Here is a 24,837-nt window from a genome sequence, read left to right on the forward strand (position 1 = left end):
TGTCGATGGGCTCGGTCGGGGACTCCTACGACAATGCCCTGATGGAGAACTTCTTCTCCACCCTGAAGACCGAACTGGCCTACCGCACAGCCTGGCGCACCCGTGACGAGGCGGAGAATGCCCTGTTCGCCTACATCGACGGCTGGTACAACACCCGCCGCATCCAACGCCGCCTGGGCTACCTCAGCCCCGACGAATACGAAGCCCGCTACCCCAACGGCCACCCCGAACAGGTCGCCGTCAACCAGCCCCTGGAGCCAGCCGGCGCCAGGTAATCACCGCTTCCGAGAAGCGGGGGGACCTCACCCCTGCCCACGGTCGCCCGTGAGGTGAACCGGCTGCATGAGGAGGGCCTGCTGGGGCTGGTCAAACAGGGGCGTGCTCGGCTGGTCTCGGCGAACGAAGCCAATCCCGCCACGGAACCCCTCCGCCAGCTCATCGCTGTCACCTTCGGGCCGCGACAGATCGTGCCGGAGGAGTTCGCGGATCTGCCCGGTCTGGGGGCACCGTACATTTTTGGATCATGGGCGGCGCGATACGACGGCGAGCCAGGGCCGGCGCCCGGTGACGTGGACGTACTCGTCGTGGGGCCAGTCGATCGGGACGCCGTCTACGACGCCGCCGAGCGGGCCGCAGGGCGTCTGCGGCGCGAGGTCACCAATGAGCCAGAGGCGCGGCATCTGCTCGACAAGGCGCACTCGCATGTGCAGACGGCACAGGGCGTTTCCGCGCTGGAACCGGCGATCGCCTACGGAGCGCTGCACGCTGCGGCCCGAAAGGCACTCACTGCCCTCCTGATTCAGCAAGGGGGGACGCAGGTTCCGAGGATCGCCTGCACGCCGAGGACGTCGAGGCAGATCTGCCGGCGGCGACGGCGATCGTGGATGTGGCGAAACGCTGCTGCCGGAGATGACGGCGTGCTCAGGCCCAGAGGCGGGGGCTCGCTCGAGGACGCGGAGCCCCCACCTTCGCGCGTCCTACACGAACCCCTTCTTGTAATAAACGCTAGCCCGCCGCTCGCCCTCCGCACCCGAGGCGAAACCGAAGCACAGCCGGGCCGAGTTCACGTCCGAGGGGTCGGTCATCTGCACCGCCATGCCCTCCGGCTCGCGGTAGTACAGCGTGTAACCCGCCTTGCTCAGCGACGTCTTGACCACGGTGCCGGTGTTCCAGTCCACGGTTCGCAGGTAGGTGTTGCCGTCCGCGTACGAGCCGTCGGCCAGCTTGCCGTCGTACACGTCGCCGTAGCCGTCGGAGTAGGCGTTGCCGGTCAGCAGGTACAGGTAACTGCCGAAGGTGGCCAGGCCCTGGAAGGTGTTGAAGTTGCCCGGCGCCACCTCGGCCAGCGGACTGCCGTAGTCGTGATCGGCGAAGGCCGCGAGCGTGTAGAGCCGGTAGTACACGACGTCGTCCTGGATGTACCGGATCGCCACCCGCTTCCAGTACGGGTCGATGGTGATGGACTTGTTCGTGCCGTCCGGCCGGGGGTCGAAGATCTCCACGCCGGACGAACTCGCCGTCAGGGTCTGGCCCTTGTCGAAGTCGTTGAACCGGAACCGGGCGATCTTCGTGCCGAAACCCTTGCTGTCGGCCGCTGCCTCCACCCAGACGTACGCGCCGCCGCCGTCGGGTTGCACAGCGATCTGCACACCGTGACCGAAACCCTTCAGGTACACGTGGTCCGGCCCGATCCTCGCCCCGCTGAGGTCGGTCTTGGTGATCGTCAGATCACCGTCGCCGTCGTTGTTGCTCAGCTGCGCCCAGTAGATGCGGTCGTTGACGTTGTCGATGCCGAACGACTGGAGCACCTTCGGGCCCGCCAGCTCCTTCTCCCGGATCAACTGGGTGGCACCGACGGTCAGGTCGAACTGCACCGTGCCGGCCACCGCCGCACTCGCCGGGGAGGCGGTGGCCCCACCCGCCAGTGCCGCCCCCAGCGTCCCGCCCCCTGCCAGCAGAAGATTGCGCCGGCTGATCAGCCTGCTCATTCAGACCTCGTCCCTTGTTCGTCCCTCATGCCCCGCCACGAGTATCCACGACCTCTAGGGACATGAGGGACGAAAAAGGCTCAGGGAGTGCGCAGATTGTCCGGCGACGAGCTGCTCAGGATCGCCGGCCGCACGGCCCGCGCCGCCACCAGCACCCCCAGCCCCGCCGCCAGCACCGAGGCCAGCAGGGCGGCGGGGAGGGCGGCGGCCAGCCACAGCGCATTCTCCTGCGCGTTCAGCAGCAGCGCGCCGTAGACGATCCAGCCCAGCACCGCGCCGATCACGGCGGCGGGCACGGCCGCGAACAGCATCTGCCGGCGCACCACCCTCGACACGAACGCCGGGGACGCGGCCAGGGCCACCAGAACGGCTGTCGCCCGGGCACTGTCGAGGATCTGCTCGGTGGCCCCCACCACCAGGGCGGACGTCGCCACCACCGCGGCCACGCAGGCCGCCGCCGCGGCCGCCCCGAGCCCGGCCAGGTAGAAGTTCTGGTCGTAGGTGTCTTCCTGGATCAGCACGTCGGCGGTCAGCAACGTGATGACGCTGAACGCGATGCCCACGGCCAGCATCACGCCGACCACCCGGCCCGGGGAACGCACGTCGGCCAGCAGACGGCGTCCGGCCAGCGAGTTCACCAGGTTCTCGCGGCGCGAGGCATACCGCCCGGCCGCCAGGATCACCCAGGGGCCGCCGCTGACCACCAGGGCCACGACGGCGGCCATGGCGATCAGTACACCGAGGAAGTCGATGTGGATGGTCGACCACAGACCGACGCCGACCAGCACGGCGGAGACCGGGGGCACCAGCGCGTCGAGCGCCGTCAGCGGGCGGGGCCGCCGCCGGGTCAGGCCCAGCGGTGAGACGGTGGCCGTGCGCGCCGTCTGCCGGGCGACCAGCCCACCGGCGAGCCCGAGCACCACCACCAGGACGATCCAGCCACCGAACAGCACCAGGTCCGGCCGGGGGAGCAGCTTCGCGCCGTCCGGCATCGCCGGGCCGAGCACCAGCCACAGCAGGAGATAGGCCGGCCCGGAGCCCAGCGCCCCGATCACGGCGGCACGCGTCCCCTCCAGAAAGGCCAGCCGGCGCAGGTCCTGGCGGGTCGCCCCGGCCAGGCTGAGTGCGGCCAGCCGCCGTTCGCGTGCCGCCGTTCCGGTGCGCAGCGCCTGCACGGCGAGAAGCACGAACGGGACCACCAGCAGCACCGCGCCCAGCGCGGTGCCGCCCCGCAGCCCGTCCTGCGCCACATAGGGCGCCAGGGCTTCCGTAACCGGTTCCCCCGAGCCGAGATCCGTGGTGCAACCGAAGTCGCCACAGATCATGGACGACGAAAAACCGCTCGGGATCATGAGGATGGCCAGCGCCCCGAGCAGGAGCGCCCCGCTGCCGGCCACCCCGATCGACATCTGCCGGGACCGCTTGCGGTCGGCGGTGGTCCGGGGCCGGGCGAGCTGCCGCAGCACCGCGCTGTTGCCCCCGCTCATGCCAGCACCGCCTCCGAGGCGATGACGCCGTCCAGCAGCCGGATCTCACGGTCCGCCCGGGCCGCCACCGAGTTGTCGTGGGTGACGACGACCAGTGCCGCTCCGCTGCGCCGGGCCTCGCCGAGCATCAGGTCGAGCAGCTCCCGGCCACCGATCGAGTCCAGGCTGCCGGTCGGCTCGTCGGCGAGAATCAGCTGCGGGCTGGTGATCAGCGACCGGGCCACCGCCACCCGCTGGGCCTGCCCGCCGGACATCTCCGGCGGCCCGACCTCGGCCAGGTCCTGCGCGCCGCACCGCTCCAGCCAGCTCAGGGCCAGCCGCCGGGCCTCCTTCGGGTCGTGCCCGTCGAGCAGCAGCGGCAGGGCCACGTTGTCCAGGCCGGTGAGTTCCGGCACCAGCTGGCCGAACTGGAGCACGAGCGCGATCTTGCTGCGGCGCAGCCGGGCCCTCTCGTCGTCCCCCGCTCCCTCGAGCTGCTGCCCGAACAGCCGCACCGTGCCGCTCTGCGGCCGGATCAGCCCGGCCGCCACGTGCAGCACGGTGGACTTGCCGCACCCGCTCGGGCCGGTGACGGCCACGATCTCACCCGGACGCACGCTCAGGCTGATGCCCCGCACGGCGACCGTGCGGTGATAGGCGTGCTGGATGCCGTCGAGCACGAGAACCGGCTCCCCGCCGACGTTCACGCTGGTCTCGCTCATTCTTCTGCTCCTTCGGGGTGACCGGCTCCGTCGAGGGGGCCGGCCGGGACCGGGCCGGACAGCCGGTCCGCGACGGGTGCGGGACGGCGGCGCATGCGGTCCCCGGCCAGCTCCAGCCAGCGCAGGTCGGCGTCCAGGTGAAGACGCCGGTGGTCGCGCGAGACGGCCTGTCCCACCAGCTCTTCGGGTTCGCCCTCGGTCGAGGACTCGAGGGCCCGGATGGCCCGCAGGTGCACCGCGCGCTGCCGGGCCATCACCCCGTTCGGGTCGGCCCCCAGGCGATAGGCGGCCAGGGTCTTGCGGATCAGCTCGTCGGCCGGCGGCCCGCCCGGGCCGGCTGGATCCACCGGCTCCGCCAGCCAGGTCATCACCTGGGTGCGGCCCGGTTCCGTGAGTTCGTAGACGGTACGTTCCGGCCCGTCGGCTGTCTCGGTCTGCACCACCTGGATCAGGGCGTCGCGTTGCAGCCGGGCCAGGGTCGAGTAGACCTGCCCGAACGCGAGGGGTCGCAGACCGGAGAACCATTCGTCGTGAGCACGTTTCAGGTCGTACCCGTGACGAGGGCCGGGGAGGAGGAGCGCTAGCAGCGCATCGCCGGTGGCCATGACGGCGACTATACACTCGATACATATGTACTGAGTGAATAGTTGCCGACATCACCCGGCCGGTGGGTCGGCCGGTCAGTGGACCACCGACACGTCCCCCGTGTCGGCCTTCAGCGTGATCTCCCGCGCCGCCGCGTCGTCCTCCGGCACCCGCACGGTGCGCTCGCCGTTGTCGGTCTCCGCGTCCACGCGGTAGGTCTGCCCGTCGTCCGGCACCCGCACCACGGCGTCCCCGGTGTCGGTGGTCGCCCGCACCGTGTCCGGCGCCGTGCCGAAGCTGAGCTCGATGTCGCCGGTGTCGGAGGAGGCCGTCACGCCGCCGCCGGTCAGGCCGGTTCCGGTCACCTTCCCGGTGTCGGTCTCCAGCGTGAGAGTGCCGCCCACGGACGTGAGTTCGATGTCGCCGGTGTCGGTGCTGGCGCTGCCGCCCGCGGTCGTGCCCTCCAGCACCACGTCGCCGGTATCGGTCACGGCCGTCACGCTCACCCCGGCCGGCACCACCAGGTCGAGGTCGATCGAGCAGAGGTTCAGCAGCGGGAACCGGCCCGTGCATCGGCCCTCCACCTCCAGCGTGCCGTCCTTCTCGCTGGTGACCACGTCGGGCGTGGCGAAAGCCGTGCGGGAGCGGGCCTTCAGGCTCACCGGCTCGCCCTCCGCGCCGGCTCGCACGGTGATGTGCCCGGTGTCGGTGCGCACCCGCAGCTGAGTGACCCCGTCGGAGAAACCCTTTCGGGTGGTCTCCTCCTGCGCCGACCAGAACAGCGTGACGCCCGCCGCGACGGTGACGACGATGACGGCCGCCACGCCGCCGGTCACCAGACGGACGGCCCGGCGCCGCCCGGGGTGCCGCGGGCGGGGCGGGGCGGGAACGGCCGGGAACTCGGGAGTCTGTGTGGTCATGCCGACAACGCTAGGGATGCCGCGACCGTCCCGGGATGGGGCGGCCATCCGCAAGCGCAGGGGGGATAACCCCACCCCGCGGGCGGGACCTCAGGGCCGCAGCCGATCCTGGCCCGGCCCGCCGCGCAGCCGGTCCTCACCCTGGCCGCCGTGCAACTGGTCGTCGCCGCCGTCGCCGTACAGGGTGTCGTCGCCCCGCTCGCCGTACAGCCGGTCGTCGCCCGCACCGCCGTACAGCACGTCCCTGCCGCCCCCGCCGCGGATCACGTCGTCGCCGTCACCACCCCGCAGGAACTGCGGCCCGACGCCGGCCAGGATCATGTCGTCACCCTGCCCGCCCTCCAGATCGCTCATTCCGCCGTTGGTGGTGAGGATGTCGGCACCGCCCCCGCCCTGCACCGTGGCGACCGGCCCGGTGGTGATCCGGTCGTCGCCGTTCTGGCCCCAGACGAAACTGCCGTCGTCGGTGGAGGGATCGCTGCTGTCCAGCCGGTCCTTGCCCGCCCCCAGCCAGAATTCGCTGAACCAGAACACCTGCGAGGTGTTGTTGTGGAACTCGACGGTGTCGTCGCGGTCGCCCAGTACCATCGACATCACGGACGCCGGGTCGGGGGTGCCGGGCGGGGTCACGGCGCAGCGCACGCTGGTGCGGTCGTCGGAGAGTGGATGGGTGCAGCCGTGGCCGGCCTTCACCCGCACCGAGTCGTCGATCAGGTAGATCAGGGTGTTCTCGGCGTCGTTCCAGCTGACCGACGCGGTGACGTCGTTGACCTGTCCCGGCGCGGCCCGGTAGGTGACCCGGTGGCCCGCCACGCTCACGGTGGCCTGCGGTTCGGCGGCCCGGGCGGTGCCGGCCGCCGCGAGCGGCGCCAGCCCGAGAACCGTCGCCACCGCCATGGTCAAAGGCCGGGCGGGGTGCGGGGTCATCACGTGCCTCCAGAATCCGACTACCCTGAGTGTCGCCGACGGCACGCTACGCCTACTGTGGTGATGTGGCAGGTCGGGAGTCCGCGAATTGGCTGAAGAGTTTCGTTCAGGGCACGATGTCGGGTGTGGGTGGTCTCGCGCGTAAACGCAAACAACGGCAGCCGAAGATCCGCCGGGCCCGGGTGATCACCCTCGCGCCCAGCGGCCGGGTGGCCATGATCGAGCGAAATGTGCGCGGAGACCGCTATTTCAGCGTTCCCGGTGGCCGGCTGGAGCCGGGGGAGTCGCCCGAGCAGGCTGCCGTGCGGGAGATCCGCGAGGAGCTCGGGCTGGAGGTCACGCTGGCGGGCCGGCTGCCCGACCACGACGGCCAGGCCTATTTTCTCGCGGTCGTGCCCGGCGAGCCGAAGCTGCGGATGTCCGGCCCCGAGACCAGGCACTCCAACCGCAACAACCGCTACACGCCGCGCTGGGTCGATCTGGCCACCCTCGACTCGCTGCCGCTGCGCCACCCGGTGCGTCCGCTGGTCACCACGGCCGTCATCGCGGTGGCGGCCACGATGCAAACGGTGGACGACGAAAAGCCCGTCACGGCAACGGCGTCCGCCACCGGTACGGCGTCCGCACCCGGGAAGGCGCGTGACCGGGCGCCGGCGGCCGAGGTCCTGGCGTCCGAGAAGCCGGCCCCCGAGACACCGGCACCCGAGACACCGGCGATCGCGGCCCCGGAGGACGGGAAGCCGCTCGTGCGCACCGTGATCGACCTGACCGGCCTGCCGGAAGACGACGACTCCCTGCTGCTCGGCCCGCGCGCCGAGTTCGACCCGGCCGTGGCCACTTTCGCGTTCGGCCAGCGCATCCGCCGCCGCTTCACCCTGCGCTCGCGCGGCTGGTCGCGGGAGGAACGGCGCAACGACCGGGTGGGTTCACGCCGCTGATCCGGATGGCTGATCCGGATGGACGACGGCGAGCGCGTCGCGAGCTCACCGTCGTCCGTGGTTTGAAGGGTTTTCGCCGGATCAGGAACCGGTGGTGACCGGCTCCTGGTGACCGGGCGCCGGCCCGATCTTCTCGAGCAGGGCCTCGCCCTCGATGTCGAGGTTCGGCAGCGCCCGGTCCAGCCAGGCCGGCAGCCACCAGATGCTCTTGCCGATGATCGCCATCACGGCGGGCACGATCAGCATGCGCACCAGGAACGCGTCCGCGATCACGCCGACGGCGAGCGCGAAACCGATGGTCTTGATCATCACGTCGTGTCCCAGGGCGAACCCGGCGAACACGCCGAACATGATGACGGCGGCGGCCGTGACCACGCGGGCGCTGTGCGAGAAGCCCTCGATGACGGCCTTCCGGGCCTCGGTGCCGTGCACGTACGCCTCCCGCATGCGGGTGACCAGGAAGACCTCGTAGTCCATGGCCAGGCCGAACAGCACACCGGTGAGCAGCAGCGGCAGGATGAACAGCACCGGCATGGTGATGTCGAGGCCGAGCAGGTTGTTCAGCCAGCCCCACTGGAACACCGCGACCGTGGAGCCGAGCGCGATCCCGACCGACAGCAGGAAGCCCAGGGCGGCCTTGAGCGGCACCAGGATCGAGCGGAACACCAGCACCAGCAGCAGGAACGCCAGGCCGACGACCACCAGCAGGTAGAGCGGGAACACGTCCATCAGCTTCTGTGAGATGTCCACGCCGACCGCGGTCTGCCCGGTCACCATGGCCTTCGCGCCGGTCTCCGCGGGCAGGTCGGCCAGGGCGTCACGGATGGTGTTGACCAGGTCCTTGGTGTCGGCGTCGGACGGGCCGCTCTTCGGGATGATGGTGAAGTTGGCCAGGTTCACGGCCTCCAGCTGCTGCTGGAACGCGGTCTGCGCCTCCTCGGTGTCGCTGGTGACCGGCGGCACCAGGGCCGCGATGTCGTCCTGCGGGATCGCCGCCAGCCTGGTCTGCACGGCGGCGACGGCGGCGCTCTTGTCGGTGGCGTCGATCGTGTCGACAACCACCACGAGCGGGCCGTTCGCGCCGGCGCCGAAGTTCTCGGAGATCAGGTCGTAGGCGATCCGGGCGTCGCTGCCGCTCGCGGCGGTGGCGTCGTCGGGGATGGCCAGTTCCATCTTGGTCACCGGGATCGAGATCACCGCGGCCAGCGCGACCCCGGCCACCAGGGCCGGCCAGCGCAGACGGCTGACCGTCTCCACCCAGCGACGCCCGTTGGTGCGATCGGCGTCGTCCTCCGGGTCCCGCTGCTTCAGGCCGCGGATGCCGCCCCGGGTGATGCGCGGCCCGGCGAAGCCGAGGATGGCGGGCAGCAGGGTGAGGGCGATGAGCACGGCGATGGCCACCATGGCGGCGGCGGCCACACCCATCTGGGTGAGGAAGGTGATGCCGGTGATGCTCAGCCCGGCCAGCGCGATGATGACGGTCAGACCGGCGAAGATGACGGCGGAACCGGCGGTTCCGACCGCGGCGCCGGCGGCCTCCTCCAAGGAGCGGCCCGAGCGCACCTCGTGCTGGTAGCGCGACATGATGAAGAGCGCGTAGTCGATACCGACGGCCAGGCCGAGCATCGAGCCCAGGGCCGGGGTGACCGAGCTGAGGTCGACGAACCCGGTGAGCGTGCTGATGCCCGCGTAGCCGATGCCGACCCCGATGATCGCGGTGATCAGCGGCATCCCGGCGGCCACCAGCGAACCGAAGGTGATGGCCAGCACCACCAGGGCGACCACGATGCCGATCGCCTCGGCCGAGCCGGCCGCGGGCACGTCGTCCAGCGCGTCGCCGCCGACCGCCGTGGTGACGCCGGCGTCCTCGGCGGCCGACTTCACGCTCTCCAGCGCGTCCTTGTCGGCGTCGCTCAGGTCGGCCGCGGTGACGGCGTAGCTGACGGTGGCGTAGCCGACCCGGCCGCTCTCGGAGATCGTGCCGGAGGTGAACGGGTCGCTCACCGAGGCCACGTCGTCGGTCTTCACCTGGGCCAGGGCCGCGGTGATCTCGTCCTGGCTGTCGGCCAGGGTCTTGCCCTCGGCGGCCTCGAACACGATGTTCGCGGTGGCACCGTCTGGTGAGGCGGACGGGCTGCGCTCCTCGATCAGGGCGAACGCATCGGTCGACTCAAGACCCGGAAGGGTGAAGTTGTCATCGGTCTGGCCGGCCAGGGTGGCCGTGCCCGCGCCCGCGAGAACCAGGAGCAGGAGCCAGATTCCGGCGACGGTGCGGCGGTGGACGAACGACCACCTGCCCAGGCGGAACAGATGCCAAGCCATGCGGCGCAACCTTTCGGGGGCTGGGGGGTGAAGGTCACTGCGCAGTCCGCAGTGACTGCCCAATCGGCACAGTAACCCGATGTGGAAGTGACTACCAACTTGGGATTCGCTGTTAAACTTCCCGCATGGGCCTGAGGGAGCGGAATGCCGCGCGGACCCGCGAGACGATCATCGACACCGCCCTGTCCTTGTTCCTCGAGCGTGGGTACGAAGCCACCAAGATGGAAGACATCGCCGAGGCGGCGGGCATCGGCACGTCCACGCTCTACCGGTACTTCCCCACCAAAGACCTCCTGATCATCGAGCCGCTGGCATTCCGCGGAAAGCTCGTCGAGAGCCTGAATTCCAGGCCCGCCGACGAGCCGCTCGACATCGCGCTCGGCCACGTCATGACCGAGCTGTTCCTCGCGGACCGGGGTGACCCCCAGCAGCTGCGCCAGATCCAGCAGGTGGTCAACGCCAATCCGGCCCCGCGCATGCGCCTTCTGGAAGAGTTCGTCAGCGAGCGCGTCCGGCTTGAGGCCGCCATCGCCGAACGTCTCGACCGGCCCCCGCACGACGTGTTCTGCGTGATGACGGCCCGGCTCACCACGTCGCTGCTGGAGTACATGGGCGACCTCGCCTTCCGCGATGAGCACGACCTGAGCGAGGAGGAGATCCGGGAGCTGTTCCGGTCGCTCGCCCGCCAGATCGAGGCTGAGCCTCCGGTGTTCCCGGTGCTCAGGGAAGCGTTCTGAGCTCAGCCGCGTCGATCCCCTTCACCCACCAGTGGTGGTACGCGCCGTAGACGCGCGGGTCACGTTCACCCAGAAAGTCCAGCAGTGCGGCGGATTCGGTGGACAGCTCCGCCCAGGCACTCGCCGGCAGCCGGTGGAACGCCGACACCTCCACCGCGTCGCCCAGCACCCGCCACACCCCGGCCACCTGCCCGTCGACCAGGATCGTGGGCAGCACGTTGCCGTTGCGCCGGATCACCACCGGGCGGTATTGCGGCGGCACGATCCGGTCGCGCTCGCGATAGGCCAGCAGCGTGCTGTCCCACATCGGCAGCAACCTGGCCGGCGCCGGGGTGTCTTCGGGCGGCACGGTCTTGCCGGGGACGTCGAAGAGCTCCCGCCCGCCCGGCCCGCGATAGCGGACGGTGCCCACGCTCTCCATCGCGGCCCGGGCCACGCCCTGCGTCAGCAGGGTGAACTGGGCGAAGTCGGCCACCCCGGCCGGCCCGAACGCCGCCAGGTAGCGCTGGGCCAGCAGTTGCGCGCCCTGCTCGCGGGTCACCCTCTCCCAGGCCCGGTCGGCCGCCCGGAAGGCCAGCCGGCCCCGGAACCCCCACGGCCCGCCGGTGGGCGCGTGATGCAGCGGCGCATAGGTTTTCAGCGCCCACCACACACCCTGACGGGGACCGCCCAGCTGTTGCGCCACGTGCGCCTCGATCTCCACGCCGGTGCGCTGCTGCTTGCCGGCGAAGCTGCGCAGCGCCGGGATCAGTGCGTCGGCCTGGTCACCGGTCAGCCCACCCACGGTGAAGCGGTCGTCACCCACCCGGCCGGAGCGCAGGCGGGCCCGCATCGCCGCGTAGAACGCGGCGTAGTCCTGATGGTGGACGGCGTGGAGCGTCATCCGCATCAGCGTCGCCTTCACCACGGCGCGGTCCGCGAACGCCCGGTCCAGCGCGGCCGGATCGAAGCCGGAGATCCGGTTCCACAGCGCCAGATACGGTGATGCCGCCTCCTGGGCCTGGAGCGCGGCGAGTTCCCGCACGGCGTCGGGAACTTCGCGATACACCCGGCGCAGCAGCATCTGCCGCTCCAGGGTGGCCCGGTTCAGCTGCCGTGCGGTGAGTTCGGGCGCCCCGCCCCCGGCCGCGCCCCCGCCCCCGGTCACGTCAGCGGCCGGGCCCCCGCCTCCGGCAGCGCCCCCACCCCGGGTCACGTCAGCGGCCCCGGCCGGTGCGCAGCGCGCGGTGCAGCAGCTGCGGGTTGCCCAGGCGCCGACGCAGTTCCTTCTCCAGACCGGCGATCGGGTAGAGGTTCTGGGGCGCGCGAGGGTCTTTGATCTCGCTGCTGGCATAGCGCACCAGCACCGCCTGGCTGAGATACGCCAGCTCGATCGCGTCGGCCGCGGTCAGGTCGGCGCTGCACTCCACCCGCACGATGCCGGCCCAGGGTGCGCCCTCGCGGTAGGGCAGGCGCAGATACCAGGAGTGCCGTTCCCAGTTCGTGCCCATCCGGAAAACCGGTGTGCGCTGGCCCGGTTCGAGCCTGGCCACGAGCTGGTTCAGCTCCGGCGGCAGGTAGTCGCTGTGGTGCGTCTTGATGTAGCCGATGGTGCGGGGCAGGTGCTGCCGCCCCCGCAACGGGCCGTCGATCACCAGCAGGTCGCGGTCGTCGCCCGGCTCCAGCCGTTCCCGGGCGGCCACGGCCGTGGTGATCTCCAGCTCGGCCAGACGCTGCTGGAGCATCGACGACAGCAGCACCGGCAGCGGTGTGGAGGGCTGGGTGTCGGTGATGTGCGCCCGGTAGTGCTGGGCCGGGGCCGGGATGTCCTGCGCCCCGACCGCGGTGGTGAACAGCCCGCGGCGCACGTCGCTGCCCGCGATCACCGCCGACTTGCCCTGGTCGCCGTGACGGCACAGCACCACGCCCGAGGCGTACGACGCGCACAGACCGAGGGTGGCGCCGCCCTCGTGGTCGATCCAGATGCGGGAGTCGACCCGGCGCACGCCGTCGACGAAAAGCACTGCCGGAGGATGACTCACGCCCGCCCGCGGGGCGATCGCCCGCCACTCGTGCTCGGGCAGCTCGAGGTCTGCCACCACCTCGGCCCGGGAACCGGGCCGCGCCTCGTCCTCCTCGGTGGCCGAGGAGGTGCCGTAGCTGGGGTCCCAGGCCTCCACCGAGTAGGTCATGCCGGCCCGGCCGGTCGTCGCCGTCACAGGTTCTGCCTCTCCACCCTCGAAGTCCGCGCGTCGCGGCGCACGTTGAACCGCACCGGCACCCGGTCGGCCAGTGCGGGCACGTGGGTGATCACACCCACCATCCGCTCACCCCGGGCCAGGTTCTCCAGGGTGCCCGCCACCGTCTCCAGCGTGTCCGGGTCGAGCGTGCCGAAGCCCTCGTCGAGGAAGATCGAGTCGAGCCGCGCCCCGCCCGCACTGGACAGCTGCGACATCTGCGACGACAGCGCGAGCGCCATCGCCAGGCTGGCCTGGAAGGTCTCGCCGCCCGACAGCGTCTTCACCGAGCGCCGCGCGTCAGCGTCGGTGTGGTCCACCACCACCAGCTCACCCTTGTCGTCGTGATCCAGGTCGAACTGGCCGTTCGACAGCCGCAACAGCGTGTCTGACGCCTCGGTGACCAGGCTCTCCAGCGCCGCCGTGGCCAGCCAGCGCGGGAACCGGTCGGACCGCAGCAGATCACCCAGCATGCGGGCCACCTGAGCCTCACGCTCCTGCTGCTCCCGATCGGCCAGCACCTGGGCCGCCCGCTGCCGGCGCTCGCGGATCCGCTCCAGCGCCGCCCGGGCCTGCGCCTGCTCGCCGGTGACGACGGCCAGCGCCGTGCCGGCCAGATCGGCCGCCGGCACCTCGACCTCGGCCCGGGTGAGCAACCCGACCAGGGCCGAGCGGGCCCGGTCCGCCTCGTCGCGACGGGCGGTGGTGGCCAGACGTGCCGCGCCGAGCCGGGTCTCGCGCTCGTCCGCCGCCCCGGAGCTCCAGGTGGTCAGGGCGCTCCAGCCGTCGAGCAGCCCGTCGGCCGTCAGCTCGGGCGCCCCCAGCTGCACCACCTTGTCGCGGGTGCGGCGCAGCAGGGCCCAGCCACCGGAGAGCTGGTCGTCGAGCATGGACAGCCTGCGCCGGGCCCGTTCCCGCTCCTGCCGGGCCTGCCGCAGCGCCTCGTCGGCCTGCCGGACGGCGGCCTCCAGCGCGTCGACGAGCTCGATCCGCTCCCGAGCCTCCCGCGGCGGCACGGCCACGGCGAGGGACTGGGTGAGCTGCCTGATCTGCTGCTCGGCCCGCTCCACCCGCTCACGGGCCCGCTCGGCGGCGGCCAGGGCGCTCGACTGCGCCCGGCGGGCCTCCCGCAGGGTGGTCTGCGTCTGCTCGAGTTCTGTTGCGGCGCGCTGCTGCTCGGTCTCGGCCTCGGCCAGGTCGTGCCGGGCCTCGGCCAGTTCGGTGCCGGTCGTGACGGCCTGCCCGGCGGCCCAGCCGGTCAGCCGGCGCCAGGCCTCGGCCAGGGAGAGGTCACCGACGGCGGGCGCCCCGAACGCCACCAGCGGGTCACGCGCGCGGTCCAGGCTGCTGCGGATGCGGGTCTGGGCGGCGGTGAGCTGCTCGGCCTCGCGGCGTGCCTCGTCGGCCCGCACCCGCGCCTGCCGCACCTGCTGCACGGCCTGACGGCGGGCGGCCTCCAGCGCCTCCAGCTCGCCGAGCAGCCGATCGGCCGTGGCCAGGTCGGGACAGGCCCGGGGGAGTGCCGCCCGCAGCTCCTCCTCCCGCTTGCGCGTGGTGTCGAGCCGGGTCTGCGCCGCGCTCTCGTCACGGCCGGCTTGGTGCTGCGCGGTGCGGGCCAGCTCCAGCTGCCTCTCCGCCTCGGCGAGCGCCGCGTCGGCGGCCGCCAGTTCCGGCGTCTGCCCGGCCTCTTCGCCCCGGTGCGAGTTCGCCTTCCGGACCGGGCCTCCCGGCAGCGCCGCCACCGGCTGGGCACACACCGGGCAGTCGTCGCCCAGCACCAGGTGCTCCCGCAGGCCGGCCGCGGCGTGCCGCAACTGCACCTGGTCACGCTGCTGCCGGGCGGCGGCCACCGCCCCGGCCCGGGCGTCCACCGCCGAGGCCGCCTCCAGCGACGCCGCCCGCACCGCCTCGGCCCGGGCCGTCAGCCCGGACAGCCGTCCGGTGATCTGGGCCAGCTCCTCCAGGGTCTGCCGGGCCCGCTCCAGCGGACCCCGCGGCGGCCCGGCCGCCAGTGCCTCGGTAGCCGCCTCGTCCGCCTTCTCGGCGTCGGCCAGGGCGCCGGCCGCGGCGTCGAGTGTGGCCTGTGCCCCGGCCAGGTCGCGGTCCAGCTCGTCGAGACCCGGCGGGAGCGTGGTGCGGGTGAGCAGCTGGTGCTGCGCGTCCAGGTCGCTCACCCGGCGCCGCGCCTCGTCGGCCGCGCGCCCCGCCCGCTCGGCGGCGGTCTGGGCCTGTGACTGCCTCAGCTCCGCCGTGGTGACCTGCTGCCCCGACGTCTCGTGCAGCTTCCGCGCCTCGTGCTCGGCCTCGGCCAGCTGCGGCCGCTGCGTGCCCAGCCGCTCCAGCTCGGCGTGGTCGTTCAGGGTCTGCTCCAGCGGACCCCGCGCCGGAGCGGCCGAAAGCCGTTCCCGGGCAGCCGTGTCGGCCTCCTCGGCCTGGCTCTCGACGGCGGCCGCGGCCCCGGCCGCCTCCTGCGCCGCCGACACCGCCCGGTCGATCTCCGACACCCCGGCCGGCACCACGATGGCCGCCAGCCGCTCACGCTCGGCCGCCAGCCGCTGCTCCTCGGCCTCCGCCCCGGCCAGGGCCTGCTGGGCCTGCGCCAGGCCGGGCAGCGCCTCACGCACCTGCCCGACCACCTCGGACACCTGCTCGTGACGCAGCTGTGCCTGGTGCTGCGCCTGCTCGGTGGCGTCGCCGAGCTCGCCGATCTCCCGGTTCAGGTGCTCGACCCGGTCGGCCGCCTTCTGCGCGCGCTGGTTGGCCTCGCCCCGGATCAGCTCGTAGCGCTCGGCCCCGATCAGCCGCAGCAGGATCTGCTGCCGGTTGCTCGGCGTGGAGTGCAGAAACTCGGCAAACGCGTTCTGCGGCAGCACCACACACTGCCGGAACTGCTCGAAGTTCAGCCCGAGCAGCTCCTCCACCGCCTCGGTCACCTTGCTGTCGGCGGCCAGCGACACCGTGACCTCGTCCACCTCGCCACGGCTGTGCAGCGACGGAAGCCGTTCCAGCCGCTGGTTCTTCGCCGAGATCGAGGCACCGGTGCGGCGCACCTCGCGGGCCACCACGTAGCGGTGCCCGGCCAGCTCGAACACCAGCCGCACCACGGCCCGGTTGCCGTGCGGCGACAACGCCATGCTGACCGCGTTCTTGCGCCCCCACCGCGGCGCCGAGCCGAACAGCGCGAACGTCATCGCGTCGACCAGCGTGGACTTGCCCGAGCCGGTGGGACCGACGATCGCGAAGTAGTCGGCCTCCTCGAAGTCGACCACCGCCCGCTCGCGGAACGAGGCGAAGCCCTCCATCTCCAGCAGAACCGGCCTCATGCCGAGAGCCCCTCCGGGTCGGTGACCTCGTCGCTCAGCTGCGCGAACAACCGGGCCACCGCGGCGTCTTTCGTGCCGGCCTGTTCCAGGTAACGCTCGAACAGCTCCTGCGGGCTGCCGCTGGTGCGGTCGCGGTGCCGGGTGGAGCGCTCGGGCGAGCCGCTGAACTCCGGGTCGATGCGCACCTCCAGGGCGTTGGGCAGCACGTCGCTCACCGCCTCGCGCAGTCCGGCGCGGGCCGGTTCGCGCACCCACACCCGCAGGTAGTCCTCGCCGAAACCGTCGGCCAGCGCCTCCAGTTCGGCCACCGTGCCGTGCACCGTGCGCAGCCGGCGGGCCGCCGTGATCGGCACGTCGGTGATCCGGGCCGGGGTGGACGCGGTGGCCTCCACCAGGCACACCACCGACGGATTGTCCTGCTCACCGAAGTCGACGGCGATCGGCGAGCCGCTGTACACCACCGGGCAGGCGGCGGGCAGCGCCTGCCGCCGGTGCAGGTGCCCCAGCGCGGCGTAGCTGCACTCGGCCGGGAAGACGGTGGCCGGCACCGAGTACTCGAAGATCGACTGGGCCATCCGCTCGCCGCCGCCGAACGTGCCGTTCGTCATGGTGAGGTGGGCCATCGCGAGATTCACCGTGTCGTCGTGGAACTCGCCGCACAGCGCGCCCAGCACCTCGCGCACCATCTGGTCGTAGGCGCCGGAACTCTCGGCGGGCGACTGCGTCATCAGGCTGGCCGCCCGCACCGCGTAACGCTGCGACAGGAACGGCAGCAGGGCCACGGTGGTGTCCTGCCCGTCGGAACGCGCCCGGAACCGCACCACGCCGCCGGACTCCGGCGCCCGGATGTTGCCCACCAGCGTGATGCCGGCCCGGCCCATCAGCGGCCGGTAGGCGTCGAAACTGCCCGGGTGGTCGTGGTTGCCGGCCAGCGCGATGACCTCGCAGCCCAGGTCGCGCAGCGCCATCAGGGTGCGCACCACCAGCTGCTGCGCGGCCGCGCTCGGCACCGCGTTCTCGTACAGGTCGCCCGCGACCAGCACGGCGTCGACCTCGTGGGTGCGCGCCACCTCGACGATCTCGCGCAGCACGGCCTTCTGCTCGTCGAGCCGGTCCCGGCCCTTGAGCTGCTTGCCGACGTGCCAGTCGGACGTGTGCAGGAACTTCACGGCGTCCAGCCTCCTTACGAAAGGGCAGGATCAGAACGGGGGTTCGTCGTCTTCGGTGGTGGGGGGAAGGCGGGTGAAGACGCTGGCGCGTGGCGCCGCGGATGACGACTGCGGTGGGGCAGCCAGGTCTTCGGCATTGCACTCGGACTGCCGGGTGGCCCAGGCCGGGAACGGGAACTCGATGGCCAGCGGCACCGGAATCTCGGGCTGGGTGACGAACATCGTGCCGGGTTTGGCCAGCGTGGCCCGCTGCCGCTGGGACGGCGGCAGGAAGCCGTACTCCGGCCGCCCGGCCTCGGCCGGGTCGAGCCGACCGACCACCTTGATGCTGCTGTTGCTGATGATCCGCCGTTCCACCTCGCTGGCGGTCTGCTGCGCGCCGATCAGGATGATGCCCAGCGAGCGCCCGCGTTCGGCGATGTCGAGCAGGGTGTCTTTGATCGGGCTGTTGCCCTCACGCGGCGCGTACTTGTTCAGCTCGTCGATCATCGTGAACAGCAGGCTGCCGGTGCCCGCCGCCTCCTTGCGCCGGGTCTCCGCGGCCAGCACCACGCCGACCACGAAGCGCTGCCCGCGCTCCTGGAGGTTGTGCAGATCGACCACGGTGATCTGCTGCCCCTCGGTGGACACCACCCGCTCGTCGGACTTGGGCAGGTCGCCGCGGATGATCTCGCGCAGCGGCCGCACCGACGAGATCAGCCGCCGGATGAAGGCATTGGCGGTGCCCTGCCCGATGGCCGGCCCGGCCCAGGTGCCGCGCGTGGAGTCGTCGCTCAGCTTGTCGACCACGAAGTCGACCAGCGCCTCGTAGGTGCGAACGGTGCGGCCCTCGATGGTGACGGCGCCGTCGACCCCCGCGGCCTCCGCCTCGAACCGCAACCGGGACGCCACGTTGTGCACCACCATCGTGTACTGGTTGCGCTCGTCCTCCACGTCGGCGAACACGTAGGGCAGCAGCCCGTCGGCGCAGAACTCGGCGAGCGTCCACCAGAACGCCGACACGCCGCTGGTGCGGCCGGTGACGTGGGGACGCCCGGCAGCGTCTTGCGGGGTGGGCGGGGCGAAGAACCCGACCGAGGCGAACGGTTCGGCCGGCACGCCGAGCAGGGCGTACTCCTCGCGCAGGCGGTCGTCGAGGCGCACGTTGGTCTTGTCGAGGAACAGCAGGTCTTCGCCCTTGACGCTGAACACCAGCGCCTTGGAGTTGCGGCCGCCGCCACCGAGCACGCCGGAGCGAAAGATCGAGTGCATCAGCCAGAGCGCGAAACTGGTCTTGGTGGCGACACCGGAGATACCGCTGATGGACACGTGGGCGCCGCGCACGCCGTTGAGGAACTCCAGGTTGAGGAAGACCGGCAGACCGTCGCGCCCCAGCCCGACCGGCACCTTCTGGTCCATCTGGTCGAAGTACAGCGCGCGGGCACGTTCGTCGCCCTGCGCCCGCCGGGCCTGCGACCCGGGCAGCGGCGGCACGTACACCTCCGGGTCGACCCGGGTGGTGGTGATCTCGGCGATCTCCTGCACCTGCGCGGGCAGCACGCCGTCGGCGATGAGGAACACGTCGGAACCGAAACTGGCGCCCTCGTGCCGCGACCGCACCTCGGTGACGATGCCCGAGGTCATCACCGGGCCGACCCCGGGCAGGGTGCGCTGGGTGACCACCACGTCGTCGAGCTGGAGATAGGCGTCAGGCCCGACCGCGACGGCGAACTTCAGCGGCGTGGAGTCTTCCGTACCGACGACCAGCCCGACCGCGTCACTCACTGGTGAACCCCTTTTCGCCTGCTCGACGACCTGCTCGACGACTTGCTCGATGCGATGCGGACCCGGTGCGGAACCGATCGGGCAGCAGCCTAGGGAAGCCCACCGACAAGATGACCCCGACCCACCGGAACCCGGCCCGCCGAAAGGGACAATCGGGACGCGGTGACGAAGTAGTGTGGGTCACATGACCGGTCCGGAGACCCCTCTTCTGCTGTCCTACCTGAACGGTCAGCGTGACCACGTGCTCGGCATCCTCGACGGCCTCGACGACGACCAGTTGCGGCGTCCTGTGCTGCCGTCCGGCTGGTCCTGCCTCTCCCTGGTGCACCACCTGGCCGAGGACGTGGAGCGGTTCTGGTTCCAGGGGGTGGTGGCCGGGCTCAGGGAGGCCCAGGGGTCCGACGACGAGCCGGACGGCTGGCAGGTTCCGGAGGGGGTTTCGCCGTCCTCGGTTCTGGACCTCTACCGCACCCGCGTGGCCGAGTCGAACCGGATCATCGCCGCCACGCCGTTCGGCACCCCACCGGCCTGGACCCCGCCGTACTTCCCGAACCCGCACCGCGACCTGACCCAGACGATGCTCCACGTGCTCACCGAGACCTCCTGCCACGCCGGTCATCTCGATGCGGTGCGGGAACTGATCGACGGACGCCGGTGGCTGGTGCTGTGACCTCCGGAGAGTCTGGGGGCAGCGGGTTCAGGAGGAGTGCTCCTCGTCCCAGATCAGGGCCTGTCGGTAGGTCGGGTGCTGGAACCGATGGCCGAAACCCTGTCGCCGCAGGATGCCTACGGATGTCAGCTGCGTCAGGAAATACTCCAGACGCCAGGGCATCTGGCCGGTGGCCACCAACCACAGATGACCGATGGCGAACGACGGCCAGGCTGAATTGAACCCGGCGACGACCAGTCCGATCAGAGCCCCGAAGAACAAGCCGATCAGCGGGTGGAGCACGAAGACCCGAGGCTGGTCGTAGTCGTTGATGGTCGAGGCCAGGTCCGGGGCGAACCTGTTCAGCAGGATCGTCGCGGTGGTTGCAGTGGCCGCGATACTGGCGATGATCCACGCAGCTGTCTGACGGTCCGCGGAAAGGGTCGCCGTTCTGGTCGACCCGGAACCGTTCTTCAGCGGTGCCGCAAGCCGGCGGATCACCCCGCCGACGATACCCACCGGAACGCCCACGACCACACCGAACAACAGGCCCAGCGTCACGCCGTAGGCCGGATCGAAGCGGAGTGCTCCCCCCAGCCCGCCGGCGAGTCCGACGGCCATCGCGGAGACCAGCCCGCTGATGTACAGCCCTGGGATCCAGCCCTTGCGCGGCCCTCGCTTGAGCTGCACCGAAGAGGGCCGCAGGACTTGCCCAGACGGCAGTAGCAGGGAGGCAGCAACCGTGGCCACGGCCGCGCCGAGGGACCCGGAGACCAGAATGCTCGTGAAGTCTCGGTACGGATCGTCGAAAGAAATTGCTCGGCAGACCATCTCGGTGGCTGAGGCGGTGCCTGCCCCGATCCCGGCCACGGCCGCTGCTGTCTTCCAGCGTTTCTTGCCCACGAGCCAAGGGCGCAGGCCGAGCAGCAGTGCAGCGGTCGAGGTGATTTCGGTGGTGTCGGCGAGAGCCTGTTGCCAGGGATGCAGCGTCATTGCGGTCCCGCCCACGCCGACGGCAACGACGGCGACCGCACTGAGCAGAGCACCGCCGGTCAGCCGCACCCCGCGCAGAACCCCTGAATAGATTCCCGCCAACAGGCCCAGCACCAACCCTCTGGTGAGACCGACGGGCATGAAGTGGGCCAGAAGATAGCCCGGCACTGCCACCAGGGATGCGGCGCCGGTGTACACCGGCGCCGGCACCAGGGAGGACAGGCGCCACCAGAGGAAAGGGGCATCATCCTCGATCTTCCGGGCCAGCAGCGTCAGGTATTTCTCGGTATCGATACGTCCCAGGTACTCGTGCTTTGCGATGAGGGACCGTGCCTCCCGCCGGGCCAGGCGTTCCCGGAGCGCCGGATCACGCAGTTGCTCCAGCTCCTGCGGGGCGATCAGGCCGGTGTCGACGGCACTGATCGCCTCGCGCAACTGCTCGGGCGTGCTGATCAGATCGCGCGGGGCCTCGTCCGGCTCACCGCGCAGCCACTGGCCGAGGTTCTGCACGAGTCCGCTGGAGTTCCGCGGCAGAGGGGCGCTGACGTATGTGTGCACCTGTTCCCTGTCGAGGTCGTCAATCACGTATTGGCCGACGGAGCGGTCAAGTGCTGCCCGCTCATCCGGCACACTTCCGTTCGTCCGGACCGTGACGACGGTGCGGCAGCGGTGCGGAATCGAGGCCAGGAGCTCGGGCAGTAATGTCACCGGATCCTCGGCCCGGACCTCGTCCAGCCCGTCCAGGATGAGCATCACCTCACCGCCGGACAGCAACTGGTCCAAGCGGGACATGCCGCGCCGCCGGGGGATCGCACGGGTGGCCGGGTAGGAGATGTCGATCGAATCTGCCATCCAGTCGGTGAACTCCTGGCTCCCAGGATTCCAGTAGCCGAGGTCGAGCAGGATCGGGACCGGCAGCTGCCCCTGTTTCAGCAGGCCCAGCCCGGCGAGGGTGGCCACGGTGGTCTTGCCCGCTCCCCGCCGACCGTGGATGACGGCTCGCCGGGGCAGGCCTTCGCGGAAGAACGTGGCCCATTCCTGCTCGAACTGCTCGGCGGTGAGGACGATGTGCGGTGAGCCGGAGGCGTGACCGACCGCAGCGGCCGACCGGGCCCGCAGCCGGATTGCCGTGAAGCCTCTTGCCGGGTAGAGGTTTTCCTGCTCGGCGCGGACCTGCCAGATGGCCAGTGCATCGGCCCGGATGCCGTCCAGCACATTCTGCGCGGTGCGCGGCGGATGCAGCCGCGGCACCAGGAGCGCGGCGACCTCGAGAACCGCGCCGAACAGGCCCACGAGAGCGGTCGCCGCGTCCATTCCGCCGAACAGCCCGGCACAGATCAGGGCGATGCCGCCGGCCACGGCCAGAGCGATGGACGTTCGTCGCCGTCCAGGCAGGAGGCGGAGCGGCGGGGACTCCGGCGGGTCGGAGGTGGGTGGCGGCGACAGTTCGGTGCCAGGCATCGCGTTTCCTTCGGCTTCTTCCGTCGGGAGCGTGGGGCATTCACCAGTGTCACCGGGACCAGCGGTCCGGTCGTACGCCGAGCGCGCTCGTGGCCGTACCGTTCCGTACCGCTTTCTCCCCGGGCGGTACCGGACTAACCGTTTAAGATCATCTCTACGTGAGCGAACCACAGCGGACGGTGTTGCCATGACTTCGGATCTGCCCGACCCCACCCGGATCGTGGGTGTGTCCGGCTTCCAGGACGCGCTGATCGCTCTGCTGGGACCGGGCAGCCTGGACCAGGTGTCTCGGCGACTGGGCGGCCGGGTCAGCCGCAACGCCATCGCCAAGTATCGACGCCGTGAACAACTGCCTCGGCAGGACACACTGCGTCTGATCGTGACGCATCTCGATCCGGGCCGCGAAGACGACTGGCATGCGGCGTGGCTGAGAGTTGGTGGAGCGAAGGGAGTTCCGGCCACTCCGGAGAATGGGTCGGCCAACAGCCTGCCGCTTCCGCCCGACATCTTCTGGGGGCGGGCGGGGGAAATGCTCCTGCTGGAGGAGACCGTGCTGTCGGGGCGCTGGGCCAATGCGCTGCTGCACGGCGTGGGAGGGGTCGGAAAGACGGCAGTGGCCGTGCAGCTCGCCTACCAGGTGCGCGACCGGTTCCCTGGCGGTTGCCACTACGTCGACCTGCTCGGGTATTCCGGCGCGGGGCAGCGGCCCAGTACCTACCAGGTGGCCGGTCGGCTGCTCCGGGATGCACAGGGTGACCAGGTTCTCCTCGCGGACGATCAGGAGGTGCGGTTCCGGCAGTACCGTACCTGGCTGGACGAATCCGCCGCTCTTGTCGTCCTCGACAACGTCGGTTCCCTGGAAGACGTGGCGCCCTTGCTGGCCTCCGGAGCAGGGGCCGGCCGGGTGTTGCTCACCAGCCGGAACGATCTGGGGCTGCCCGGTACCACCCCGTTCGGGCTGGACCGTCTCGAATCCCAGGCAGCGGAGAGGGTTTTACGAGAACTCCTGCCTGTCGGTCGACTAGCCGGTGTTGACGGTGCGCTGGGCAGGATCGTCGGGTTGAGTGACGGCCTGCCCCTGGTCCTGCGTCTGCTGGCGGCGCACCTGGTGACGAACCCGGCCCTAGCCGTGGCCGAGCTGGTCGAACGTCTCGTTGACGAGCACCGGCGCCTGGCGGGTGAGAACGCCGCAGAGCGCGCGGTGCGCGCGGCTTTCAAGCTGGTGCACGGTGATCTCACCGAGGATGAGCAACAAGCGTTCGCGGTGCTGGCCGTCATGCCCGGCACGGACACCGATACCGAGCGTGCCGCCGCGGCGATGGCTCAGGACCCGTCCGTCGTGGAGCCGGTACTGGAACGGTTCCTTGAGCTGGGGCTGCTGATCCAGCGGACCGAGGGTCGCTACCGGATGCACGATCTCATCAGTGCCTTCGGTCAGGAACTACCCGGGTCCGCGCCACGGCTGCGGAAGGAAGTCCTGGCGCGGCTGCTGGTCTGGACCGTTTCCCGGGCGGACGCCCACTCGGAAAGCATGTTCACCTTCAGTGCGGGAAATCCGAGTCCGGCCCGTGAGGCTGCACGCATGTGGTTCGCCGCCGAACGCGCGAATCTGGTCGCCACCGTTCTCATCGCGTCCAGCACCGAGCAGCACCGGGCAGTGCTGAGGTTGGGTGAAGCGCTACGCCGCCCGCTGTTCGGTTCGGCTCGCTATCCGGACTCGGTTCAGGTCGCGGACCTCTGCATCCGTGCGGCACAGGCCGTCGGCAACACCCGGGCCGTCGCCGAGGCGCTGGTCGCGCGTGGGCAGGCCCTGATGAAGCTCGGGCGGCTGGGTCCGGGCCGAGCCGCCTTCGAAGAGGCACTGCACCACTATGAGGAGTCGGGCGACGACGGGGGTCGGGCCAGGCTGCTGAAAGAACTGGGCAACATCGCCTGGCACGAGAACAACTATCACCAGGCCAGAAGGCTGTATCAGCTGGCGTACGAGGTACAGGAAAGGATCGGCGACCGGGCCGGTGCCGCGGTGTCGCTGCGCAATGTCGGGGCGGTCTATCAGCAGCTCGGTGAGCATGAGGAAGCCCTCAGGCGTTATCGGGAGGCATTGGAGGTGCACCGCGGTATCCATGACGCCGTGGGCATGGCTCAGACACTGAACAATCTCGCGCTGACCCATGAGCGGATGGGGGAGCTAGGGCTCGCCCAGGCCGAGGTGGAGGAGGCGCAGGAGCTCGCGCACGAGCTCGACGATCCCGGAATCCTCAGTTCGGTCTTCACCAACCTGGGAAACATCAGCAGCCGGCTGGGACGTCACCGCGAGGCGTCGGAGTTGCTGAAGGAGGCAGTGGACCAGGCCCGTTCGGCCGGCTCGCCGCATCTGGAGGTGGAGGCGCTCAACTGTCTGGGTGATGTCTACCGAGCCCAGGGGGACCCGCAACGAGCCCTGCTGTGTCATCTGGAGGCTCTGGAGCGTAATGAGATGCAGGACCGTTACGAGGCGGGGCATGCTTACGAGGGAATCGCCACCGTCCATGCGGATCTTGGTGACCGCCGCGCGGCCCGTGAGAATGCCGCACGCGCTGTCGCCCGGTACGAGACCCTTGATGTCACAGTAGATCTCGAGCGAGCGCGCAAATTGCTGGAATCGTTGAAAGGCTGAC

Annotated in this window: 18 protein-coding genes; 5 read left to right on the top strand and 13 right to left on the bottom strand. The window is 70.8% G+C overall.

Annotated features, from left to right (window positions below; all coding sequences use genetic code 11):
- The coding region (locus KIH74_RS17460; RefSeq protein WP_214157037.1) for an IS3 family transposase at positions 1 to 275 on the top strand (275 nt) is incomplete at its 5' end.
- Between the two features lie 702 nt (positions 276 to 977).
- On the opposite strand, the gene KIH74_RS17465 is transcribed toward KIH74_RS17460, so the two are convergent.
- From KIH74_RS17465 to KIH74_RS17490, 6 genes are all read right to left on the bottom strand, one after another.
- Positions 978 to 1,988 (bottom strand): phage baseplate protein, encoded by a 1,011-nt coding sequence (locus KIH74_RS17465; protein WP_214157038.1) that lies wholly within the window; start codon positions 1,986 to 1,988, stop codon positions 978 to 980.
- Between the two features lie 80 nt (positions 1,989 to 2,068).
- The gene (locus KIH74_RS17470; RefSeq protein WP_214157039.1) at positions 2,069 to 3,475 is read right to left on the bottom strand and encodes an ABC transporter permease family protein; all 1,407 of its coding nucleotides are present in this window, start codon (positions 3,473 to 3,475) and stop codon (positions 2,069 to 2,071) included.
- Positions 3,472 to 4,176 (bottom strand): ABC transporter ATP-binding protein, encoded by a 705-nt coding sequence (locus tag KIH74_RS17475; protein ID WP_214157040.1) that lies wholly within the window; start codon positions 4,174 to 4,176, stop codon positions 3,472 to 3,474. The genes KIH74_RS17470 and KIH74_RS17475 overlap by 4 nt, the downstream gene beginning before the upstream one ends.
- Positions 4,173 to 4,781 carry a PadR family transcriptional regulator gene (locus KIH74_RS17480; protein WP_214157041.1) on the bottom strand — a complete coding sequence of 203 codons (609 nt, stop codon included), beginning with the start codon at positions 4,779 to 4,781 and terminating at the stop codon, positions 4,173 to 4,175. Before KIH74_RS17480 ends, KIH74_RS17475 begins: the two co-directional genes overlap by 4 nt.
- A 75-nt stretch (positions 4,782 to 4,856) precedes the next feature.
- Positions 4,857 to 5,681 (bottom strand): DUF4097 family beta strand repeat-containing protein, encoded by an 825-nt coding sequence (locus KIH74_RS17485; RefSeq protein WP_214157042.1) that lies wholly within the window; start codon positions 5,679 to 5,681, stop codon positions 4,857 to 4,859.
- A gap of 90 nt (positions 5,682 to 5,771) precedes the next feature.
- Positions 5,772 to 6,608 carry a calcium-binding protein gene (locus KIH74_RS17490; RefSeq protein ID WP_214157043.1) on the bottom strand — a complete coding sequence of 279 codons (837 nt, stop codon included), beginning with the start codon at positions 6,606 to 6,608 and terminating at the stop codon, positions 5,772 to 5,774.
- Positions 6,609 to 6,733: 125 nt separating this feature from the next.
- On the opposite strand from KIH74_RS17490, the gene KIH74_RS17495 reads away from it, so the two are divergent.
- Positions 6,734 to 7,546, top strand: coding sequence for an NUDIX domain-containing protein (locus tag KIH74_RS17495; protein WP_214157044.1), 813 nt, complete (start codon positions 6,734 to 6,736; stop codon positions 7,544 to 7,546).
- A gap of 81 nt (positions 7,547 to 7,627) precedes the next feature.
- Here the strand turns inward: KIH74_RS17495 and KIH74_RS17500 are convergent, their stop codons facing one another.
- On the bottom strand, positions 7,628 to 9,868 hold the full coding sequence (locus KIH74_RS17500) for an MMPL family transporter (RefSeq protein WP_214157045.1): 2,241 nt from the start codon (positions 9,866 to 9,868) through the stop codon (positions 7,628 to 7,630).
- A gap of 125 nt (positions 9,869 to 9,993) precedes the next feature.
- Between KIH74_RS17500 and KIH74_RS17505 the strand changes: the two genes are divergently transcribed.
- Positions 9,994 to 10,605 carry a TetR/AcrR family transcriptional regulator gene (locus KIH74_RS17505; RefSeq protein WP_214157046.1) on the top strand — a complete coding sequence of 204 codons (612 nt, stop codon included), beginning with the start codon at positions 9,994 to 9,996 and terminating at the stop codon, positions 10,603 to 10,605.
- On the opposite strand, the gene KIH74_RS17510 is transcribed toward KIH74_RS17505, so the two are convergent.
- Genes KIH74_RS17510 through KIH74_RS17530 form a run of 5 tightly spaced genes read right to left on the bottom strand, consistent with a single transcriptional unit; the run spans position 10,589 to position 19,077 of the window.
- Positions 10,589 to 11,752, bottom strand: coding sequence for a winged helix DNA-binding domain-containing protein (locus KIH74_RS17510; RefSeq protein WP_214157047.1), 1,164 nt, complete (start codon positions 11,750 to 11,752; stop codon positions 10,589 to 10,591). The two genes, KIH74_RS17505 and KIH74_RS17510, sit on opposite strands and share 17 nt — an antisense overlap.
- Before the next feature lie 49 nt (positions 11,753 to 11,801).
- Positions 11,802 to 12,776: a DNA double-strand break repair nuclease NurA gene (locus KIH74_RS17515; RefSeq protein ID WP_372492088.1), complete on the bottom strand. Its 975-nt coding sequence runs from the start codon at positions 12,774 to 12,776 to the stop codon at positions 11,802 to 11,804.
- A 23-nt stretch (positions 12,777 to 12,799) separates the two neighbouring features.
- Positions 12,800 to 16,144 (bottom strand): AAA family ATPase, encoded by a 3,345-nt coding sequence (locus KIH74_RS17520; RefSeq protein WP_214157049.1) that lies wholly within the window; start codon positions 16,142 to 16,144, stop codon positions 12,800 to 12,802.
- Positions 16,141 to 17,313, bottom strand: a complete 1,173-nt coding sequence (locus KIH74_RS17525) for an exonuclease SbcCD subunit D (RefSeq protein WP_214157050.1) — start codon at positions 17,311 to 17,313, stop codon at positions 16,141 to 16,143. The genes KIH74_RS17520 and KIH74_RS17525 overlap by 4 nt, the downstream gene beginning before the upstream one ends.
- 30 nt (positions 17,314 to 17,343) lie before the next feature.
- Positions 17,344 to 19,077, bottom strand: a complete 1,734-nt coding sequence (locus tag KIH74_RS17530) for an ATP-binding protein (protein WP_214157051.1) — start codon at positions 19,075 to 19,077, stop codon at positions 17,344 to 17,346.
- Positions 19,078 to 19,261: 184 nt separating this feature from the next.
- Here KIH74_RS17530 and KIH74_RS17535 point away from each other — a divergent pair, with 184 nt between their 5' ends.
- Complete coding sequence (locus KIH74_RS17535) at positions 19,262 to 19,747, top strand: DinB family protein (protein ID WP_214157052.1); 486 nt, start codon at positions 19,262 to 19,264, stop codon at positions 19,745 to 19,747.
- A 27-nt stretch (positions 19,748 to 19,774) separates the two neighbouring features.
- On the opposite strand, the gene KIH74_RS17540 is transcribed toward KIH74_RS17535, so the two are convergent.
- A complete protein-coding gene (locus tag KIH74_RS17540) occupies positions 19,775 to 22,078 on the bottom strand; it encodes an NACHT domain-containing protein (RefSeq protein ID WP_214157053.1) in 2,304 nt (767 codons plus the stop codon).
- Positions 22,079 to 22,367: 289 nt separating this feature from the next.
- Between KIH74_RS17540 and KIH74_RS17545 the strand changes: the two genes are divergently transcribed.
- Positions 22,368 to 24,836: a tetratricopeptide repeat protein gene (locus KIH74_RS17545; protein ID WP_214157054.1), complete on the top strand. Its 2,469-nt coding sequence runs from the start codon at positions 22,368 to 22,370 to the stop codon at positions 24,834 to 24,836.
- Position 24,837: the final 1 nt, after the last annotated feature.

This window comes from Kineosporia corallincola (assembly GCF_018499875.1).
In the GTDB taxonomy this organism is placed as follows: Bacteria; Actinomycetota; Actinomycetes; order Actinomycetales; family Kineosporiaceae; genus Kineosporia; species Kineosporia corallincola.